Raw genomic sequence first — 19,680 nt, 5'->3', positions numbered from 1 at the left:
ATTTCCTTTTCAGAAATATCTAATTATATTTTGTAGTTTAATCTTGCAAAATAAAATGCTCCCGTTGTTCCCATTTGAACCGATGCATATTTAAATACACCAAAATAACTGTTGTCATAAATTTGTTCATCTGGCAATACATCAAATAAATTATTTGCTCCAACTGTTAAAGAAAGATTATCATTTATATTGTAAGAGCCTGTTAAGTCTGTAGTCACTTTTCCTGAATGTAATTGAGCGCCTCCAAAAGGAAAACCATTTCTAGTTATTTCTCCCCAATACGTGTTTCTTAACATTACGCCAAACTTATTTTTTGTTAAATCGACCGTAAATATTGCTTTGTCCTGAGGATTATTAGATTCAATTAAACTTTTTTCTTGAGCACCAAAATACACATCTTCTTGACCTACAAAAATGTCCGGAACATTATTAAGTGTATCGTCTACTTCCGTTTCATTATGGTTGTACAATAAAGAAAAGTTTAAAGCACCTTCATTTAAAGGTACTTTATAATTCATTACCAAATCTACACCTGCAGTGGATGTATTAATTGCATTGGTAAAAAAACGTGCAGAAGAAACACCTAGTGGCTTAAGAATATCTTGTAATTCTGATATTTCATCACCATAAACATCATTACCTAAACTACCTGTATAAATAATTCTATCGTCAATATCAACTTTATAAGCATCTAAAGTAATTTGAAAATTATTGGTAACCTTAGCTGTTAAACCAAGACTTATACTTGTAGAAGTTTCTTCTTTTAATTCAGGAATACCTAAAGTCTGAGCAATTTCACTATCGTTTCTAAACGTACCTCCATTAATAAGGTTTCCGTCAACCAAATCGGTAGCGATATTATTAAAATATTGTTGTTGTAAAGATGGCGCTCTAAATCCAGTTCCAAATGCACCTCTTAAAACAACAGCATCTGTTAATTTATATCTTGCTGCTATTTTTCCGTTAATGGTGTTCCCAAAATCATTATAATTTTCGAATCTACCAGCTACATCAACTAAGAATTTGTCAGTAAAATTAAGCTCAACATCTGCATATATTCCTACAGAAGATCTTTGCTCATCTACTTCATTATTCGGTGCAAAACCTGGAAATGAATTTGCTCCATTGCCAATATACGAACCTTCTTCACCTGCATAAATCGTATAATTCTCGTATCTGTATTCAGCACCAAAAGCCAAACCAAGTCCGCTCATGATAGTATCATCAAATTTAGAAAAGTCTAAGTTTATGGTATTTTGTAAAAAAGTATGTCCACCTGCATCAAAAGAAGTCGGACTATTAGTGCCCAATGCATCATTTACAGTATTAGAAATGCCATAATCAAATTGATTGTAACCATTGGTATTACTCAAATCAAAATCCCATTCACCAAGTTTTGTTTTATAACCTGCGATTAAAGAAAGGTCGATTATTGTAGATTCCAACATGGGTTGAAACCCGTTTGGATATAACTCTAAAACATGACCTTCTGAAGGTAATCTTCTAAAACCAAAACCATTACCCGTTCTATAGTTTCCACCACCTGCTGCGTAAAAAGTACCATTTTCACTTGTGGGAAGTTCAAGGTTTACAAAAACCTGGGTATTGGTTATAGCCGCATCTCCAATTTGAAAATTAAAATCATCACGAGTTAAACCAGCAGCATTAATCAATTCGTTATCACGTTCTCTGGCACCATCATTAGAAAAATCATACGCAAAGAAATTGCCTAAATCAGACTGGTCATAAATAACCAAATTATGATTTTGGCTTCTACTTGTTTTACCTCTATCATTAAATTCTGCCGTAAGGTTTATAAAACCACCTTTATTGCCAATTTTGGTACCATAATTTACATTTAAATTAAAAGTCTCTCCATCGCCTTCCGAAGTTAAACCATAAGTAGTACCAACCTCTAAACCAGTATTTTTCTTTAAAATAATATTAATGACCCCTGCAATAGCATCAGATCCGTATTGAGCAGCAGCCCCATCTCTAAGTACTTCAATTCTATCGATAGCGGCTGAAGGTATCGAAGATAAATCTGTACCAACAGATCCGTTTCCAACCGTGTTTTGATTATTTAATAACGAGGTCGTGTGTCTTCTTTTTCCGTTGATAAGTACCAAAACTTGATCTGGACCTAAACCTCTTAAAGAAGCAGGATCTACATGTTCTGTTCCGTCCGAAGAAGATTGTCGATTAGAATTAAATGAAGGTACTAAATTCGCTAGCAAATCATTCGCCGTAGTTTGTGCACTTGTTAATTTAATTTTAGACACATCTACAATATCTACCGCTACAGGAGTTTCTAATTTCGTTTGTCTTGGATTTCTTGTTCCTACCAGTACAACTTCCGAAAGAATCTCTGATGATTCTTGTAAAACAATCGTTAAGTTTCGTCCTCCTTGTTGTTTCTGAGTTTTAAACCCTAATGCAGAAAAAACTAAAATTGCGTTTTCATTATTGCTAGAAACAGAAAAATTACCACTGTTATCTGTAATAGTTCCTGTTGATGTACCTTCGATAATAACATTTACGTCTTCTAATGGTGAGTTATTGATATCAATAACTTTTCCGTTGTATATTTTCTGAGCTGATAAACAGAGTGTTGTACTTAGAAATATAAATAATAAAAAGGACCTCATAAATTTTAATTTAAACTGATTTTGATTGAATTAAAGTATCTAATTAAAACCGTGCAAGATAATAAAAATCGAAATATTCGAACCCTTTTTATGATGTAAATGATTACCAACTAACACCCGCTCCACCACCACCAGAACTACCGCCTCCAAAACTTGATGACGAAGAAAAAGATGACGAAGAACCAGAAGACGAGGAAGTCTGTCTTACTTTTTTAGCAAGAACTACCTTCTTTTCATCTTGATAATTACAATTCCTACATTCATAAAAATCAACGCGCTCTCCTGCAGATGCATAAGTTGCAGCTTTTAGAAGTTTAGATGATTTTTTTCCGTACGTTTTATAACCACATTTTGTGCAATCACTATATTTTCTGCTATTAATTCCTTCGTATTCTAAAATTAAAATATCACTTTGGTCTTCCGTTACCCAAACATCGTAACGAGTAGATTTGAGATTTTCTTCTAAAATTTGAGCAGCTTCTAAAAATTCATTTTCTGTCCATTCGTTTTTTAGATGTAATAATTCTCCATTCACTTTACTATAACGAGGAGCTGTTCGATATTCTTGCAAGCGTTTTTTTACCAATTTAGAAATGAAAAGTATTGGAATTGGAAATAAATAGATAAGACAACCTAATTTAAATTCGTCCAATCGATTATACTTGTCATAAAAATCGTCTTTAGATACTTGTGTTTGAAATATTACACCGTAATACCACACAAAAAATAATATACAAACAAAAGCATAACCAAATAACAAATAATGATACCACTGATAATGATCATCTTTTTGATGTACAATACTAGTACCGTAGACTTCTTGTATAACTTGTGGATTGTCTAAAAACTCACGTATTCTAACCACCGAATTTACCAACCCTTCACCATAATTTCCATTCTTAAAATTAGGCACAATTTCATTTACACCAATGCGATAACAAACAGCATCCGTTAAAATTGGTTCTAGACCATAACCAACCTCAAACTCTGTTCTCCGCTGGTCCATTACCGTTAAAATTAGCAATCCGTTGTCTGTATCTGCTTTACCAATGCCCCATAATTCGAAAAGATCTACAGCAAATTCTTTAGGTATTTCTTTACCAATACTCGGAACCACAACTACTGCAACTTCTACAGATGATTTTTGTTCTAATTCAAATAATAATCGATTTATTTGAATTTCTGAAGAAGCATCAATATAATCATATGGATCAGATACATATCCAATAATTCCTTTGCCTCTTGGACTCGGTACTTCTTTAATTGAATAACTTTCTTTACCACTATTATAAACTGGTACTTTAAACCTTGGATAAGTAATTTTTAGTTGCTCAACCGTCTTTTGGTCTAAAGGATTTTTGACAGAAGTCTCTATTACTTCTGTAGCATTGGTAGCACCCTCCGTAATTCCCTGACTAACAATTGTTATTGGGGTAAAAAAACAGGCTAACAACAGGCTGTACAGTACAAAATTTTTAGTCTGTTTATAATAGGTAGCATGGTGTACTTTCATCAGTTATTTTTATATTTTTAAAACTAATAAACTAGGTTTTATCTATGTTCGATTAAACTTCTTTCCTCAACACTTCCAATGGCGGACTTTTTAAAACCGATTTTAAATTACTCAAACCAATTACAACTACTAAAAATGTAATTCCTGGGAGAAAAACTAAAAACGGAATTGCAGATGGTATAAACGGTTCTTTAAATATAAAGGTGGCTAATAATTGACTACCAATTAAAGACAATAAAATACCCGTTAAACTACCCAAAACTCCTAGGTAGACATATTCTAAGGCCGTAATTTGTAAAATTTGTTTGCTTTTTGCACCTAATGTTCTTAACAATACACTTTCTTTAATTCGTTGGTATTTACTATTTCTAACGGAACCAATCAACACAATAAAACCTGTTAAAATGCTAAAAAACGCCATAAAATTAATGATCCAAGAGATTTTATCTAAAATATCTTCTACAATGGTAAAAACCTGACGTAAATCTAAAATAGTAACATTTGGGAATTCTTGCACCAACGCTCTCTGTAATTCCGCAGAACCTTCTTTATTTGGCACATGGGTAGTCATTACATTAAATTGAGGTGCATTTTCTAAAACTCCCGTTGGAAACAAAATCATAAAATTGACTTTCATACTACTCCAATCTACTTTTCTGATGCTTCCCACGATGGTTTCCATCAACACACCTTGAATGTTGAAAACAATTGGATCTCCTACCTTTAAATTGGCATCTTCAGCAAAATTATCGGAAATAGAAATATTAATTGGTACTCCTTTAGTCATTTTTCCTGTCCACTCACCTTCTATAATTTCTTCGGTTTCTGCTAATTCTTCTCTGTAGGTAACTCTAAATTCTCTGTTTAAGATCCATTTTTTCATTTTAATAGTAGAATCTTTCCGAATCTCATTTACCGTTTTACCATGAATAGTTTCCATACGCATGGTAATAATTGGTATGTTATCAATTACTTCCAATCCTTTGCTAGTAAAAGTTTCTAAAATAGCCGTTTCCTGCTTTTGTTGAACATCCATTAGAATAATATTCGCATCATTCTTTTTATTTTCTATGGATGTTTTTGCTAGTAAAATATCCTTCGTAAAGTATAACGTACTTATTAGAAAAGTCCCCAACCCAATCGCTAAAACAAGCACCATCGTTTGATTATTGGGTCTAAATAAATTCAATAAACTTTGACGTTTTGTATATCCCCAAGAACTTGGGAAGAATTTTTTAATCAATTTGATGAAAAGATTAGCAACACCTGCCATAATTGCAAAAGTGATAAAAATACCTGCGGTAAAAATCAATCCGTTTACGGCATCTTTTAGCATCCAAAAAGAAAACAAATAAATGAAAAGTAAAATTGCCAATACTACTGCAATTCGTGCTTTTTTAGGTTTTTGTAAATTATCTTCAGAACCTCTTAAAACCTCTAAAGGAGAGACGTACCAAGTACCTAACAAGGGTAATAATGCAAATAAAACGGACATTAAAACACCTAAAGCAACGCCCATTATTATAGGTTGAGCAGAAATTGAAATGGCAACATCAAAAGGTAAAAAATCTTGTAAGAGATACGGAAAAGCATATTGTAAACTAACTCCAATAACAGCACCAATTAAACCGCCAATCAACCCAATACCAATAATTTGGATTAAATAAATTAAAAAAGTTTGTTTTCTAGAAGCTCCTAAACATTTTAAAACAGCTACATTTTTTAGTTTTTCCTTAATATAAATATGTACAGAGCTCGCAATACCAATACAACCTAACAAAAGTGCTATAAAAGCGACTAAATTTAAAAATCGACTTACATTATCATACCTTCTCCCCAATCGCTCACTGGTACTTGTATGCGTATCTAAATCGGCATTTTCTGCCTTAAGAATAGTATCTATTTTGTTTTCTAAAGTGACTAAATCCATTGTAGGAGCTTCAAAAAAGTACTGATATTCTTTTCTACTTCCTAATTGTAACAATCCTGTTTCTTCAACAAAACGAAACGGAATTAAAACCGTTGGTGCCACAGAAGAAGAAATTGCTGTACTACCCGGAATTGATTTTAAAGCACCAATAATTTTAAACGTATTTTTACCTAATTTAATAGAATCTCCAGGGTTTATATTATATTGTAAAAGCAAGGTAGCATCTACCAAAGCACCTCCCAATTCTTGATATTTTTTACCAGCATTTTCAGGTTCCGTAGATAAATCTCCGTAAAACGGAAAATCACCTTCCATAGCTCTAACCTTTACTAATTTTGTCCCATTATTTTTAGGAAAAGCAGCCATAGACACAAAATTGACTTCAGATGCATCTGCGCCTAAAGAATCTATAATAGCTTGTACTTTTTTAGAAGGTATTTGTTTACTATCAATAATAAAATCGGCTCCCATTAAGGATTTCGACTGTAGCTTTATGTTTTGCTTTAAATTGTCACTAAATAACTGAATGGAAACTACAGCTGCAATACCTAAAATAATAGATGCCATAAAAAGCATCAACCTAGAAAGGCTTGCTTTTCCGTCTCTCCAAGCCATTTTTAATAGCCACTTAAAATTTACTTTTGAAGTCATTTTACGCATTAATAGTGTTTGTTTTTTCGTTAGAAATAATCTTACCACCTTTTAATCGTAAAATCTGTTGTGTTCTGTTAGCTAAATCTAAATCGTGTGTAATAATGATTAAAGTCGTGCCCGCTTCTTTGTTCAATTCAAACAATAATTGAATGACCTTTTCGCCAGTTTCTTCATCTAAATTACCAGTTGGTTCATCTGCAAACAAAATAGAAGGTCTATTAGCAAAAGCTCTTGCCAATGCAACTCTCTGCTGCTCTCCTCCAGATAATTGCGATGGATAATGGTGTAACCGATCTGCTAAACCTACTTTTTCTAACAATGCTATTCCAAATTTAGCTGCATTTTTTTCGCCTTGTAACTCTAAAGGAACAATTACGTTTTCTAAAGCTGTTAAAGTAGGTAATAATTGAAAATTCTGAAAAATAAAACCGACTTCTTTGTTACGCAATGCAGCACGTTCATCTTCATTTAAATCTTGTAAAGAATTGCCGCACAACTCAATAGTTCCAGCAGTTGGGTAATCTAAACCTGCAGACAACCCCAATAAAGTCGTTTTTCCACTTCCAGAAGGCCCTACAATAGAAAAAATACTTCCTTTTTCTACTTCAAAAGAGATATTGCTAATTACTGTTAATTTTTTAGAACCACTAGTATAAGTTTTCTCTAAATCATTAATCTTTAATATATTTGACATTACTTTTATTTAATTTCTTACTAAAATATTCCGATGTTGAAAAATAATCAATTGCTTATACATATCAACAATTTATCTCAAAAGGTTTTCTTAAAATTTTGTTGCATTTTTTTACTGATATTCATATTCTCTTGCAAACAAGATGCTTCTAAAAAAACAACAAATGCTGAAACAACGACTCCTGATACTGAAATCAATCAGACCGAAAATAACAATGTAAAAACAATTGTTTTTTTTGGTGATAGTTTAACCGCAGGCTATGGTTTAGATGATGTTAACGATGCTTTTCCTGGAATTATTCAACAGAAAATAGACTCTTTACAATTGAATTATAGCATTGTAAATTCTGGCGTGAGTGGAGAAACTACATCTGGTGGAAAAAATAGAATTGATTGGGTACTAAATCAAAAACCAACCATTTTTATATTAGAATTAGGTGCAAATGATGGTTTAAGAGGTGTGCCATTAAAGCAGTCTAAAGAAAATTTGCAAGATATTATAGATGCTGTAAAAAAGAAATATCCAGAAACAATTATTGTGTTAGCCGGAATGCAAATTCCACCAAATATGGGACAAGAATATACTACTGAATTTAAAAATATGTTTCCTGATTTGGCAACAAAAAACGATCTGTATTTAGTTCCTTTCTTGTTAGAAAATGTAGGAGGTATTTCAGATTTAAATCAAAAAGATGGTATTCATCCTACAAAAGAAGGACATCAAATATTGGCTAAAAATGTTTGGACTGTTTTAAAACCAATTTTAAAATAAAGTGTTTCTAAAATATACATTTTAATATTTCTAAATATTTTTATGAAAAATATCCTTTTAATACTAATTACTTCACTTCTCTTTGTTTCCTGTTCAAATCAAACAGAAATTAGCAAGTACTTTAATTGTAACGCCACTACTTTTAACAATTTAGAAGAAGTAAAAGACGTTAAAAATTTGTTTTCTTTAGAGATACCAAATACATGGAAAACGAATTTGTATTATGACGATTTACAATCTTCTATTTACACAGCAGACACTACAAAACAATTAACAGAAACTTTGCTTTTAGATGTTACATTTATCAATAAAAACATTAATTTTGATACGTCTTTTAAACTAGAACGAGCGCAAGAAGATCTATCAAAAAATCTCATCAAAATAAAATCTGAAGAGACTACTTTTTTAGAAAAACCTTCTTATTACACCGTTTCAAAAGGAAAAAAAAGAAAGTTTGAATACCAAGTTTGCCACTTATTTATAAAAATAAACGACCAGAATTTTATACTTGCAAAGGCGGAAGTTTATGGCGATTCTTTAGTTAACAAAAGATTATGCGACGCACTTGCATTAATGAAAAAAATTAAAAATATTCAACAAAATGATTGAAAAACAACATATTACCGATAGATTTATAAAATACGTAACTATAGACACAGAGTCAGATCCTAACAATCCTGCTTTTCCGAGTACCGAAAAACAATGGGATTTAGCCAATGTATTAGTGGATGAGCTAAAACAAATTGGTATGAAAGAGGTAGATTTAGATGCCAATTGCTACATCATGGCAACTCTACCAAGTAATTTAGATTATGAAGTGCCAACCATTGGTTTTGTAGCACATATAGATACGAGTCCAGATTTTTCAGGTAAAAATGTAAAACCTCAAATTGTAGAAAACTATCAAGGCAATAATATTATTTTAAATGTAGAGGAAAACATCGTTTTATCGCCAGATTATTTTGATGATTTATTACAATATAAAGGTCAAACGATTATTACAACGGATGGTACTACCCTTTTAGGTGCAGATGATAAAGCCGGAGTTACAGAAATTGTAACCGCGATGGAATACCTAATTCAGCATCCAGAAATTAAACATGGTAAAATTAGAATTTGCTTTACTCCAGATGAAGAAGTTGGTAAAGGCGCACACATGTTTGATGTGGATAAATTTGGTGCAGAATGGGCATACACTATGGATGGAAGTCAGATTGGGGAATTAGAATATGAGAATTTTAATGCTGCCGGGGCAATAGTAACCATTACTGGTAAAATTGTACATCCAGGATATGCAAAAGGTAAAATGATAAACTCTATGCTAATTGCTAATGAATTTATTACAGCACTTCCAACAAACGAGATTCCGCAAAGAACAGAAGGTTATGAAGGTTTTTTTCATTTACATGATATCAATGGAAATGTAGAAAAAACTGTTTTAGAATACATCGTAAGAGATCATGATTTAGATTTATTTGAAAAGAGAAAAAGTTTAATGCACAAAATTGCGTTAGATTTTAATACAAGATACAATCAAGACTTAATTGAAGTAACGATTAAAGATCAATACTTTAATATGAAAGAAAAAATTACTCCAGTAATGCATATTGTAGATATTGCAGAAGAAGTAATGACAGATTTGGGAATTACACCTTTAATTAAAGCGATTCGTGGTGGGACAGATGGTTCTCAATTATCATTTAAAGGTTTGCCTTGTCCTAATATTTTTGCTGGCGGACATAATTTTCATGGTAGATATGAGTATGTACCTGTAGAATCTATGGTGAAAGCAACAGAAGTAATTATAGGTATTGCAGAAAAAATTTCTGTGAAATTTGCATAACAAAAAAAAGAGTCTTCAGTATCCTGAAGACTCCATATCATAGCATGATACTATTTGCGTAACATATTTCTTAAAAATAAAGCCCCTAATCTCTATCAATAATTATATGTAACACACAAATATAAACTTTTTTATAAAACCAACCAAATAATTAAAATAATTCAGGGTTTTTCCCTTTTACGTCTTTAAAAAAAGAGTGAAACACCTCAAAATCAGCATCTATACTTGCTGTGGCATAATAAGGTTTAGATATTTTTATCTTCTTATTTTTAAAGTCTAAGGTTGCCATAACAATAGGAACATTCGCTCCTTTTGCAATATAGTAGAACCCTGTTTTCCATTTATCTACTTTTTTTCTTGTTCCTTCAGGCGAAATTCCTAACCTGAATTCTTCCTTATTGTTAAACACATCAATAACGGCATCTACCATATTTGTACTCTTACTTCTGTCTACAGGTGTGCCTCCTAAAGCTTTAAATATAAAACCAAACGGACCTTTAAAAAGTGAAGATTTACCTATAAAATGAACCATAGTACCCGAAGACATTCTAGATAAAATTGCAATCGGAAAATCTAACCAACTGGTATGCGGTGCAGCAATAACAACGTATTTCTTAGGCTCTTTTGGAAAATCGTTTTCTAGTTTCCATCCTAATATCGTAAATAATATAAACCTTGCAATTGTTTTCATTTCATTCTCTAATCAAAGAACAAAATTAAGCATTAATAAGCTTTGGTTTAAAATTATGTGGAACTTTTGTTTCATAGGGTTGAATATCTGTAAAACATTCTGCTGGTAAATAAATTTCACTAAACTTCATCTGATTTGAATTAAACCATTTTACTTTATATAAAACTTCTGATACTACTTTTTAATATCTCCATTTGGATAAAATAAATTATCGTGATTTTCTTTTTTAATTCCGGATAAAACAAATTCAGGTGTAGAATAGTTAACTACATATTGAATAGTTTCTTTTCTAGTGAATTCTTTATTTTCTACTGATTTGTTATCTATTAAATCTCTAGTTCTTTTAATAGAACTTCTTTTTTTGAAAACTTCAAACTTTTTAGTTCTAAAGTAAATAATATTTCCATAATTATAATCAGGAACAATATATTCTGAAGCTTCTTTAATTAGAGATTTATAATCTGATTCTTTCGATTTCGTATCACCATCCATTTTTGCTATAAAAATCTCTTTAAAATTAGTTAACATTGATTCATACAGAATAACTTCTTTAAACTCCGTCTTATTATCATCAAAAAAAACACATGTATATTTTACTCTTTCTGCAATTTGTTCTCCAGTAACATCGTCTACAATTTTCTTTTTTATATCTTCAATAAAAGCTTCTTTTACAATCATAAAAGGAGGAACTAGCTTTCCGTCTCCTTTAATCATAAAATCATATAATAAAGGATGAGATTTAAATGTTACAATACAACCAACAGGATATTTATTTTTCATACTTATTTTTTCATTAAAGATAACTAAAAATCTTATATTTACTTCTAAGTAAGGAAGTTCTTTAGTTATTTTTAATAAACATTTATTGAGCCATTGTAAATTTTTAATTTCAATTAATTCAGACCTTTTTCTAAAAGGGATTAATACATACGTGAATTAGTAAAAGTGTTATTTATTTCAATTAAACACGATGATGTCAACATAATCGTGTTTAATTGAAGTAATTTAGTTGTGAGTTCAGTCATATATATAAATATATTGAAGAACCAATGAAGTTCAAGTCTGTTTAATATCATATTAATAAGGATTAGAAGTTTAAATAGCTGCATTGCTATATCTAAATACAATAGTACGTTCAATTGCATCGGGAATCGTGAACACGGTTAATAGCTCAGTCATTTAATGATGTTACGTTTATTAGATTAAATACCGAGCGAGAACTTCTCTTACTTTTATTAGTTATGATAAAGAAAAAAGAAAAAGATTGGTTTAAAGACAGAGGGTATCCTCATTTTTCTAATAAGACACCTATGTCTGTTAAAGAAAAAGTAAAACACTATGTTTTCAATCCAATAAAAATTGCAAAACACTCTTTTTCGCCTTTAATTTTTAAAGAGATAAAACAACGTAGATATAAAGAATCCTGTTTTGACGGAGAATTAAAACGTTCTCATAAAAAGCTAAAAGAGGGTGATTTAGTTTCTAATACAAAAATCAGAGAAATTTTATACGCTACACATATGGATGCACATGTGTATTCTTATTATACTCAAAAAATTATTACTCCTAAATATGAATCGTATTTAAGTAAAAACAAATTACTTTCAGAATCAATAACTGCTTACAGAAGAATTGAAACTGAAGATAATGTAAAGTTTAAAAATAATGTTCATTTTGCTAAAGATGTATTTGATGAAATTAAGAGACGAGAAAACTGTGTCGCTTTAGTTTTAGATATTGAAAACTTCTTCCCTACTCTAAATCATAAAAAGCTAAAATTAGCTTGGGCAAAAATATTAGGTAATAAAACATTACCAAAAGATCATTATAATCTTTTTAAAGCAGTAACAAGGTTTTCTTATGTGAAATTAGATGATTTAAAAACGAAGAATAATCATTTTGATGAAAAACAATTAGCAAAAAATAAGAAAAACGGAAAACATACTTTTTTTGATAATATTCAAGAACTTTTAGACTCTGAAGTTATCATTCATAAAAATCAAAAAAAGAATTCAGATAAAAAATTAATTGGAATTCCTCAAGGCTTACCAATAAGTGCTTTATTAGCCAATATGTACATGTTAGCTTTTGATGAAGCTGTTATTAATGAATTGTCAGTTAAACATGATGTTTTTTATAGAAGATATTCTGATGATATTGTTGTTCTCTGTAAAGAAAATCAAATAGATTTTGTTGAAAAATTTATTATAGATGAAGTTGCAAAAATTGATTTAACAATATCAAAAGAAAAAACTGAAATTACATTATTTAAAACTCAGAATAATAGACTTCAATCATTTAAGATAAACAAAGACAAAAGTTTGCAAGTAAATGTTCCTCTTAATTATTTAGGTTTTGAATTTTATGGATATCAAACTTTAATAAAATCTAAAAATCTTGCTCAGTTTTACAGAGAAATGAAACAAACTGTAAAAAGAAAACATAAACGAGTTGAACATATTAAAGAAGAAAACTTAGTAGATGAAGCTCCTCTTTTTAAAAGAAAATTATATAGACTTTACTCTTTTAAAGGTGTAAAATCAAGAAAAATTCCTGCAAAAAGAACCGATTTTATTAATGGAAGAGCTAAAACTAAATATTTTGACAGAAAATTTAGAGGTAATTATTTACGATATGCTTACAGAGCTTCAGACGACTTAAATGCGCCAGAAATTAAAAGACAATTAAGAAATCATTGGAAGATACTACAAAAGACAATGAAGAAGTATGAGTTTTCAAATGTTGATAAAGATTAAAGGGATACAATATTTATTACATTTACAATATTAAAATTTAGAGGATGAACGAATTAATAATTTACGCTTTAATTGCACTAATATTTAGTGTGATAGGTTTTTTTATAGGCAAACTATTAACCAAATTAAAATTTGAAAAAGCAAAAGGAGTTTCTGAAAAGGAAAAATCTGTATTAGAATTTGAAATTTCTAAACTAAATGAAACACTTAAAAATACAGAAATTACAATCGATGATTTGCAAGGTGAACTTAGATACGTTCAAAAAGAAAAAGAAACTTTAATTTCAGATAAAACACGTTTAGAAACAGAATTCAAAAATGTTGAGGAAAAACTAGCGCATAATAAAAATGAAGTCGAAAAATTACAAGAAAAATTTACCAATAATTTTGAAGTATTAGCCAATAAAATTTTAGAAGAAAAGTCAACCAAATTTACCCAACAAAATCAAGAAAACTTAAAAATTATCTTAAATCCACTGCAAGAAAAAATTAAAGTTTTTGAAGATAAAGTAGATAAAACACATAAGGAAAGTATCGATTATCATGCTGCTTTACGTCAGCAAATTTTAGGTTTAAAAGAGCTAAACCAACAAATGAGTAAAGAAACATTAAATCTTACCAAGGCCTTAAAAGGCGATAATAAAATGCAAGGTAATTGGGGAGAATTAGTATTAGAAAGAGTTTTAGAAAAATCTGGATTAGAGAAAGATAGAGAGTATTATGTACAGCAAAGCTTCACCAATGAAGATGGTAAGAGAATTCTACCCGATGTGGTGATTCATTTACCAGATAATAAAAAAATGATTGTAGATTCTAAGGTTTCTTTAACGGCTTATGAGCAGTTTATAAATGAAGAAGATGAAACCTTAAAAGCACAGTTTTTAAAAGAGCATGTGGCATCACTTCAAAGACATGTACATCAATTATCAGAAAAAAAATATGAAGATATTTATAGAATTGAATCTCCAGATTTTGTCTTACTTTTCATTCCCATAGAACCTGCTTTTGCTGTTGCCATAAATTCTGATAATCACTTATACAATAAAGCATTTGAAAAAAATATTGTGATTGTAACTCCTACTACTCTTTTGGCGACTTTAAGAACCATAGATTCTATGTGGAATAATGAAAAACAACAAAGAAATGCTTTAGAAATTGCAAGACAAGCTGGTGCTTTATATGACAAGTTTAATGGTTTATTAGGTGATTTAGTTGGAATTGGTAAACGAATTGACGACAGTAAAAATGAATACTCAAATGCAATGAATAAGCTTTTTGAAGGTAGAGGAAACTTAATTACTTCTGTAGAAAAGTTAAAAAAAATGGGTGCTAAAGCTAAAAAGGCTATCCCAGAGAACATTATTAAACGTGCTAATGAAGTTGATGAATAGCTAATGCGTTATTATTTAACCGAATGTAGTTAAGCTGAAATTTACTTATTTTTTACTTTTGAAGTGAGTATTAACCTAAAAAACTAAAAAATATGTCAGTTATAAAACACGAAAGAGGTTTACATCCTTTAAAAGGAACAGTAAAAACAGATGAAAAGAATGAAAAAGATTCAGATAACAAAAAAGAAAGTATCGTAGCAGAAATTGATAAGAAAAAAGAGAAAGATGAATTAAAAAACCAAATACAGAGTGCTACTGATGATGCAGATGAAATTGCTGGAAAAATTAAAAGTTCAGAAAAAGAATAACTTTTATCTAATGAGTCAAAATTTTAATAGATAGCATTCATAAGCAATTATAAATCTTTCTAAATTTACACTATTATTAACCAGTACTATTGTAGTACATAAATGAAATGAATATGAACTCGGATACAACAAAAGGAAATTGGAAACAAATAAAAGGAGAATTTAAAGAAAAATATGGTCGTATTACCAATGATGAGAGTACGGAAGCAGAAGGTTCTTTTGATAAACTAGTTGGAGAAATCCAAGAAAAATATGGTGAAACTCGTGAAGCCATAGAAAAAGAAGTAAAAAGTTGGTAAAACAACTTTATAATATATTTAAAACTAAAAAAGCATCAAGAATTAACTTGATGCTTTTTTTATATGTATTCAAATAAGTTGTCGACACTATTTTGTTAAAAACAAAATCACTCGAACTAATATGATCATTATATACCTTATGTAAAGAAGGCATTGCCTTCTACATTACGAATAATCTTCTTGCACTCATCATGTGCGCAACACGCTCACCAATTTTGTGTAAAGCATCTTCATTTGCAGCGTTTATAATAGCTTCATCAATAAAATTAACAACAGCTTTCATATCCTCTTCTTCTAAACCACGAGTAGTAATTGCAGCAGTTCCAATACGGATTCCTGAAGTTACAAATGGGCTTTTATCATCAAAAGGAACCATGTTTTTGTTTACAGTAATATCTGCTTTTCCTAATGCAATTTCTGCATCTTTACCAGAAATGTTTTTATTACGTAAATCTATTAGCATACAGTGGTTGTCTGTTCCTCCAGAGATAATATTATATCCTTTTGCAACAAATTCTTTAGCCATTTCTGCAGCATTTGCTTTTACTTGTAATTGATATTCTAAAAACTCATCTGTTAAAGCCTCTCCAAAAGCAACTGCTTTAGCAGCAATAACGTGCTCTAAAGGTCCACCTTGGTTTCCAGGGAAAACAGAAGAATTAATTAAAGTAGACATCTTTTTAGGATTTCCATTTTTTAAAGTTTCTCCAAAAGGATTGTCAAAATCTTTACCAATCATAATCATACCACCTCTTGGTCCACGTAACGTTTTGTGGGTAGTTGTAGTAACAATATGACAATGAGGAATTGGATCATTTAAAATTCCTTTAGCAATTAAACCAGCAGGGTGAGAAATGTCTGCCATTAAAATAGCTCCAACACTATCCGCAACTTCTCTAAATTTCTTAAAATCGATATCTCTAGAATATGCAGAAGCACCAGCAATAATTAATTTTGGCTTGTGCTCTTTAGCTTGTGCAGCTAAATGATCGTAATCTATAATTCCAGTTTCTTTAACAACTCCGTAAAAAACAGGATTGTATAATTTTCCAGAAAAGTTTACCGGAGAACCATGAGTTAAATGCCCCCCATGAGATAAATCAAATCCTAAAACGGTATCACCTGGTTTTAAACAAGCAGCATAAACAGCTGTATTTGCTTGAGAACCTGAGTGTGGTTGAACATTTACATATTCTGCACCAAATAATTCCTTTGCTCTGTCTATAGCAATCTGCTCAATAACATCAACTACTTCACAACCTCCATAATATCTTTTACCAGGATATCCTTCAGCGTATTTATTAGTTAAAATAGAACCTTGGGCTCTCATAACATCATCACTTACAAAGTTTTCTGAAGCGATTAATTCTAATCCATTTAACTGTCTTTCTTTTTCTTCCTGTATAAGGTCAAAAATTTGATTGTCTATTTGCATTGTTGTTGTTTTTAAAGAAGCATCAAAAATAATAAAATCAAATTTGTAAAAAACATGTTTTAACTATATTTTATCATTATTTATTATAATTGTATATTTATTAAAAATGTACTGTTAAAAATGCGTTTTTAATTGTTTTTTTATTTTAAAATAAAAAAAATTATGTAGGTTTGATGAAAAATAAATTTCAAAAGAATGATCATAACAGCAAATAATCCTAATAGAAAATCTTGGTTAAAAGTAGACAAAGATTCAGACTTCCCTATTCAAAACATTCCCTTTGGTGTTTTCATAACAAGAGATGATATTATTACTATTGGTAGTAGAATTGGAAATTTTGCTATAGATTTAGGTGCTTTTCATCAATTAGGTTATTTTGAAGGGATACCATTAACTGATGATATTTTTCTACAAGATAATTTAAATGACTTTATTGCGGATGGTCGTAAAACTTGGCGTTTAGTTAGAAACAGAATTGCTGAAGTTTTTGATGTTACCAATGGAACTTTAAGAGATAATGCCAATCATAAAGATAAAATAATCTTTAGAATGGATGAAGTAGAAATGTTAATACCTGTTGCTGTAGGTGATTATACTGATTTTTATGCGAGTAAAGAACACGCTACCAATGTAGGTTCTTTGTTTAGAGACCCAGAAAATGCATTGCTACCAAATTGGTTACACATACCTATTGGTTACCACGGTAGAAGTTCTTCGATAGTGCCATCAGGAACAAAAATTAGAAGACCTTACGGACAAACAAAACCTGAAGAAGGAAGTAATACTCCTGGTTTTGGTCCTTCTCAATTATTAGATTTTGAGCTAGAAATGGCATTTATAACCACAGATGCAAACGTTTTAGGTGATAGAATTCCGATTGAAGAAACGGAAGAATATATATTTGGATTGGTGCAATTTAACGATTGGTCTGCAAGAGACATTCAAGCTTGGGAATATGTACCATTAGGCCCATTTTTAGGAAAAAGTTTTGCATCTACCATATCTCCTTGGATTGTAACTTTAGATGCTTTAGAGCCTTTTAGAGTAGAAAGCCCTAAACAAGTACATGAGCCATTACCGTATTTAAAGCAAAAAGGAAAAGGAAGTTACGATATTCATTTACAAGTTGGTATACAACCAGAAAAAGGAAAAGAAACCATCGTTTCTAATTCTAATTTTAAATATATGTATTGGACTATGGCACAGCAATTGGCACATCATACTGTGAATGGTTGTCCTGTAGAAGCTGGAGATTTAATGGGATCTGGTACTATTTCTGGTCCAACAAAAGATAGTTACGGTTCTATGTTAGAGTTAACTTGGCGAGGACAAAACCCAATTAAGTTAAACGATGGTACAGAACGTAAATTTATAAATGATAACGATACTGTAATTATGCGTGCACATTGTAAAAATGATAAAGTACGTATTGGTTTTGGAGAATGTGTAGGTAAAATTCTACCTGCTAAATAGAATCTAAGTCTTTATATAAAATTAAAAAAGCTTCACAATTTGTGAAGCTTTTTTAATTTTACGCTATAATTTTTTTCAATAAGAGAAATACATTTCGTTCTAAAACATCTACAGAACCATCTGCAAAAAAGACATTTTTTATATCTTTTAAAAGATTTTCTTTTTCAATATCTGTATATTTATTTTCAGCTAAATACGTTTTAATTTTTTCCATAGATTGATAATCATTATCATGTACAATCTCTGTATGAATCCGATTAAATAAAGTTTCATTTACTTTCGATAAAATATAGGCACTTTCAGATTCGGTTTCTATATAATTACTTTGTGCCGCGTACAACAATACATAAGTTTGAAATTCTTCTTTTGTCCAATTGATGTTCATAATGTTTATTTTAAATTTCTATTGGTAAATTCTCCGTACTTCCCCACTCTGTCCAAGAACCATCATAAACAGCATAGTTTTTAGATCCTGATATTTCTGCGCCCAAAGCCAACACGGACGCAGTGATTCCTGTTCCGCAAGAAAAAATAAAAGGTTTCTTTTTTGGGTTTATTTCATTAAAAATAACCTTTAATGCTTCTTCAGACTTAAAAGTCCCATTTTCTATAATCTCACTAAAAGGCAAACTTACAGAATTAGGAATATGACCTCCTTTTACATCACTTCTTGGTTCTGATTCAGTACTATTAAAACGACCTTTAGAGCGTGCATCTGCAATTAAAATAGTTTTATTATTAATTGCACTCAAAATATCGTTTGTAAATTTTATTTTTCCTGATTGATAATTAGTCTTAAAATTACCTTTTGAACGTGAATTATTTTGTTGTTTTTCAATAGGATATTTATGTTCTATCCATTTAGGTAAACCTCCATCTAAAACAGCAACGTTTGTAAACCCCATTAATTGAAACATCCACCAAACTCTTGGTGAAGAATATACTCCTAAATCGTCATAACAAACAATAAGACTATTATTATTAATACCTAATTCTTGTGCTTTATGTTCAAATTCTTTTGGAGATAAAATGGTGTTCGGAAATTTTCCGTTTACATCTGAAAAAGTATTTTTAATATCAAAAAAAATAGCGCCTTTAATCTGTAACTTTTCATCAGAATTAACGGCATTAAACTTTTCTGTAACTTTTGGAATCGTACAATCTAAAATAATCAGATTTTTATGATCTAAATGCTCTTGTAACCAAGCTACGGAAACTATCGGTTTTGATATTTTTAAGGACATCATCGTATTAAAGAATTAGAAAAGTTATAT

The 19,680-nt window shown here is 30.3% G+C and carries 17 protein-coding genes; 8 read left to right on the top strand and 9 right to left on the bottom strand.

Going from position 1 to position 19,680, the window contains the following annotated elements; translation table 11 throughout:
- Nucleotides 1–23: 23 nt before the first annotated feature.
- The 4 genes from H0I29_RS15240 to H0I29_RS15225 form a co-directional block, all read right to left on the bottom strand.
- Nucleotides 24–2,648 (bottom strand): TonB-dependent receptor, encoded by a 2,625-nt coding sequence (locus tag H0I29_RS15240; protein WP_218753105.1) that lies wholly within the window; start codon nt 2,646–2,648, stop codon nt 24–26.
- 103 nt (nt 2,649–2,751) lie between these two features.
- Entirely contained in the window at nt 2,752–4,161 is a 1,410-nt protein-coding gene (locus tag H0I29_RS15235) for a YgcG family protein (protein WP_218753103.1), read from the bottom strand.
- Between the two features lie 52 nt (nt 4,162–4,213).
- Entirely contained in the window at nt 4,214–6,706 is a 2,493-nt protein-coding gene (locus tag H0I29_RS15230) for an ABC transporter permease (RefSeq protein ID WP_218755247.1), read from the bottom strand.
- Nucleotides 6,707–6,743: 37 nt separating this feature from the next.
- Nucleotides 6,744–7,439 carry an ABC transporter ATP-binding protein gene (locus H0I29_RS15225; protein WP_218753101.1) on the bottom strand — a complete coding sequence of 232 codons (696 nt, stop codon included), beginning with the start codon at nt 7,437–7,439 and terminating at the stop codon, nt 6,744–6,746.
- A gap of 33 nt (nt 7,440–7,472) precedes the next feature.
- Between H0I29_RS15225 and H0I29_RS15220 the strand changes: the two genes are divergently transcribed.
- Genes H0I29_RS15220 through pepT form a run of 3 tightly spaced genes read left to right on the top strand, consistent with a single transcriptional unit; the run spans nt 7,473 to nt 10,053 of the window.
- Nucleotides 7,473–8,210, top strand: coding sequence for an arylesterase (locus H0I29_RS15220; protein WP_218753099.1), 738 nt, complete (start codon nt 7,473–7,475; stop codon nt 8,208–8,210).
- Nucleotides 8,211–8,252: 42 nt separating this feature from the next.
- Nucleotides 8,253–8,819, top strand: coding sequence for a hypothetical protein (locus H0I29_RS15215; protein WP_218753097.1), 567 nt, complete (start codon nt 8,253–8,255; stop codon nt 8,817–8,819).
- Nucleotides 8,812–10,053 carry a peptidase T gene (gene pepT / locus H0I29_RS15210; protein ID WP_218753095.1) on the top strand — a complete coding sequence of 414 codons (1,242 nt, stop codon included), beginning with the start codon at nt 8,812–8,814 and terminating at the stop codon, nt 10,051–10,053. Before H0I29_RS15215 ends, pepT begins: the two co-directional genes overlap by 8 nt.
- A 151-nt stretch (nt 10,054–10,204) precedes the next feature.
- On the opposite strand, the gene H0I29_RS15205 is transcribed toward pepT, so the two are convergent.
- Complete coding sequence (locus tag H0I29_RS15205) at nt 10,205–10,744, bottom strand: 1-acyl-sn-glycerol-3-phosphate acyltransferase (RefSeq protein ID WP_218730389.1); 540 nt, start codon at nt 10,742–10,744, stop codon at nt 10,205–10,207.
- Nucleotides 10,745–10,918: 174 nt separating this feature from the next.
- Nucleotides 10,919–11,524, bottom strand: a complete 606-nt coding sequence (locus H0I29_RS15200) for a hypothetical protein (protein WP_218753093.1) — start codon at nt 11,522–11,524, stop codon at nt 10,919–10,921.
- A gap of 461 nt (nt 11,525–11,985) precedes the next feature.
- Here H0I29_RS15200 and H0I29_RS15195 point away from each other — a divergent pair, with 461 nt between their 5' ends.
- The 4 genes from H0I29_RS15195 (at nt 11,986) to H0I29_RS15180 (ending at nt 15,498) form a co-directional block, all read left to right on the top strand.
- The gene (locus tag H0I29_RS15195) at nt 11,986–13,500 is read left to right on the top strand and encodes a reverse transcriptase domain-containing protein (RefSeq protein WP_218753092.1); all 1,515 of its coding nucleotides are present in this window, start codon (nt 11,986–11,988) and stop codon (nt 13,498–13,500) included.
- Nucleotides 13,501–13,544: 44 nt separating this feature from the next.
- Entirely contained in the window at nt 13,545–14,891 is a 1,347-nt protein-coding gene (gene rmuC, locus H0I29_RS15190; RefSeq protein ID WP_218753091.1) for a DNA recombination protein RmuC, read from the top strand.
- A gap of 92 nt (nt 14,892–14,983) precedes the next feature.
- The gene (locus H0I29_RS15185; protein WP_218730388.1) at nt 14,984–15,199 is read left to right on the top strand and encodes a hypothetical protein; all 216 of its coding nucleotides are present in this window, start codon (nt 14,984–14,986) and stop codon (nt 15,197–15,199) included.
- 113 nt (nt 15,200–15,312) lie between these two features.
- Entirely contained in the window at nt 15,313–15,498 is a 186-nt protein-coding gene (locus H0I29_RS15180) for a CsbD family protein (RefSeq protein WP_165731176.1), read from the top strand.
- Between the two features lie 160 nt (nt 15,499–15,658).
- Here the strand turns inward: H0I29_RS15180 and glyA are convergent, their stop codons facing one another.
- Entirely contained in the window at nt 15,659–16,933 is a 1,275-nt protein-coding gene (glyA, locus tag H0I29_RS15175) for a serine hydroxymethyltransferase (RefSeq protein WP_218753090.1), read from the bottom strand.
- A gap of 195 nt (nt 16,934–17,128) precedes the next feature.
- Here glyA and fahA point away from each other — a divergent pair, with 195 nt between their 5' ends.
- The gene (fahA, locus tag H0I29_RS15170; RefSeq protein ID WP_218753089.1) at nt 17,129–18,406 is read left to right on the top strand and encodes a fumarylacetoacetase; all 1,278 of its coding nucleotides are present in this window, start codon (nt 17,129–17,131) and stop codon (nt 18,404–18,406) included.
- A 58-nt stretch (nt 18,407–18,464) separates the two neighbouring features.
- Here the strand turns inward: fahA and H0I29_RS15165 are convergent, their stop codons facing one another.
- Together H0I29_RS15165 and H0I29_RS15160 are read right to left on the bottom strand one after the other, a co-directional pair.
- Complete coding sequence (locus H0I29_RS15165) at nt 18,465–18,791, bottom strand: hypothetical protein (protein ID WP_218753088.1); 327 nt, start codon at nt 18,789–18,791, stop codon at nt 18,465–18,467.
- Nucleotides 18,792–18,801: 10 nt separating this feature from the next.
- Nucleotides 18,802–19,653 carry a sulfurtransferase gene (locus H0I29_RS15160; protein WP_218753087.1) on the bottom strand — a complete coding sequence of 284 codons (852 nt, stop codon included), beginning with the start codon at nt 19,651–19,653 and terminating at the stop codon, nt 18,802–18,804.
- Between the last annotated feature and the right edge of the window lie 27 nt (nt 19,654–19,680).

The sequence above is a fragment of the Polaribacter sp. R2A056_3_33 genome (assembly GCF_019278485.1).
GTDB lineage: Bacteria > Bacteroidota > Bacteroidia > Flavobacteriales > Flavobacteriaceae > Polaribacter.
This window is presented reverse-complemented; position numbering and strand designations above follow the sequence as displayed.

Coding starts and splice junctions, on each gene's coding strand:
- fahA (WP_218753089.1), top strand. CDS start 17,129: ATGATCATAACAGCAAATAATCCTAATAGAAAATCTTGGTTAAAAGTA.
- H0I29_RS15165 (WP_218753088.1), bottom strand. CDS start 18,791: ATGAACATCAATTGGACAAAAGAAGAATTTCAAACTTATGTATTGTTG.
- pepT (WP_218753095.1), top strand. CDS start 8,812: ATGATTGAAAAACAACATATTACCGATAGATTTATAAAATACGTAACT.
- H0I29_RS15180 (WP_165731176.1), top strand. CDS start 15,313: ATGAACTCGGATACAACAAAAGGAAATTGGAAACAAATAAAAGGAGAA.
- glyA (WP_218753090.1), bottom strand. CDS start 16,933: ATGCAAATAGACAATCAAATTTTTGACCTTATACAGGAAGAAAAAGAA.
- H0I29_RS15240 (WP_218753105.1), bottom strand. CDS start 2,648: ATGAGGTCCTTTTTATTATTTATATTTCTAAGTACAACACTCTGTTTA.
- H0I29_RS15160 (WP_218753087.1), bottom strand. CDS start 19,653: ATGATGTCCTTAAAAATATCAAAACCGATAGTTTCCGTAGCTTGGTTA.
- H0I29_RS15230 (WP_218755247.1), bottom strand. CDS start 6,706: ATGGCTTGGAGAGACGGAAAAGCAAGCCTTTCTAGGTTGATGCTTTTT.
- H0I29_RS15205 (WP_218730389.1), bottom strand. CDS start 10,744: ATGAAAACAATTGCAAGGTTTATATTATTTACGATATTAGGATGGAAA.
- H0I29_RS15185 (WP_218730388.1), top strand. CDS start 14,984: ATGTCAGTTATAAAACACGAAAGAGGTTTACATCCTTTAAAAGGAACA.
- H0I29_RS15235 (WP_218753103.1), bottom strand. CDS start 4,161: ATGAAAGTACACCATGCTACCTATTATAAACAGACTAAAAATTTTGTA.
- H0I29_RS15225 (WP_218753101.1), bottom strand. CDS start 7,439: ATGTCAAATATATTAAAGATTAATGATTTAGAGAAAACTTATACTAGT.
- H0I29_RS15195 (WP_218753092.1), top strand. CDS start 11,986: ATGATAAAGAAAAAAGAAAAAGATTGGTTTAAAGACAGAGGGTATCCT.
- H0I29_RS15200 (WP_218753093.1), bottom strand. CDS start 11,524: ATGAAAAATAAATATCCTGTTGGTTGTATTGTAACATTTAAATCTCAT.
- H0I29_RS15215 (WP_218753097.1), top strand. CDS start 8,253: ATGAAAAATATCCTTTTAATACTAATTACTTCACTTCTCTTTGTTTCC.
- H0I29_RS15220 (WP_218753099.1), top strand. CDS start 7,473: ATGTTGAAAAATAATCAATTGCTTATACATATCAACAATTTATCTCAA.
- rmuC (WP_218753091.1), top strand. CDS start 13,545: ATGAACGAATTAATAATTTACGCTTTAATTGCACTAATATTTAGTGTG.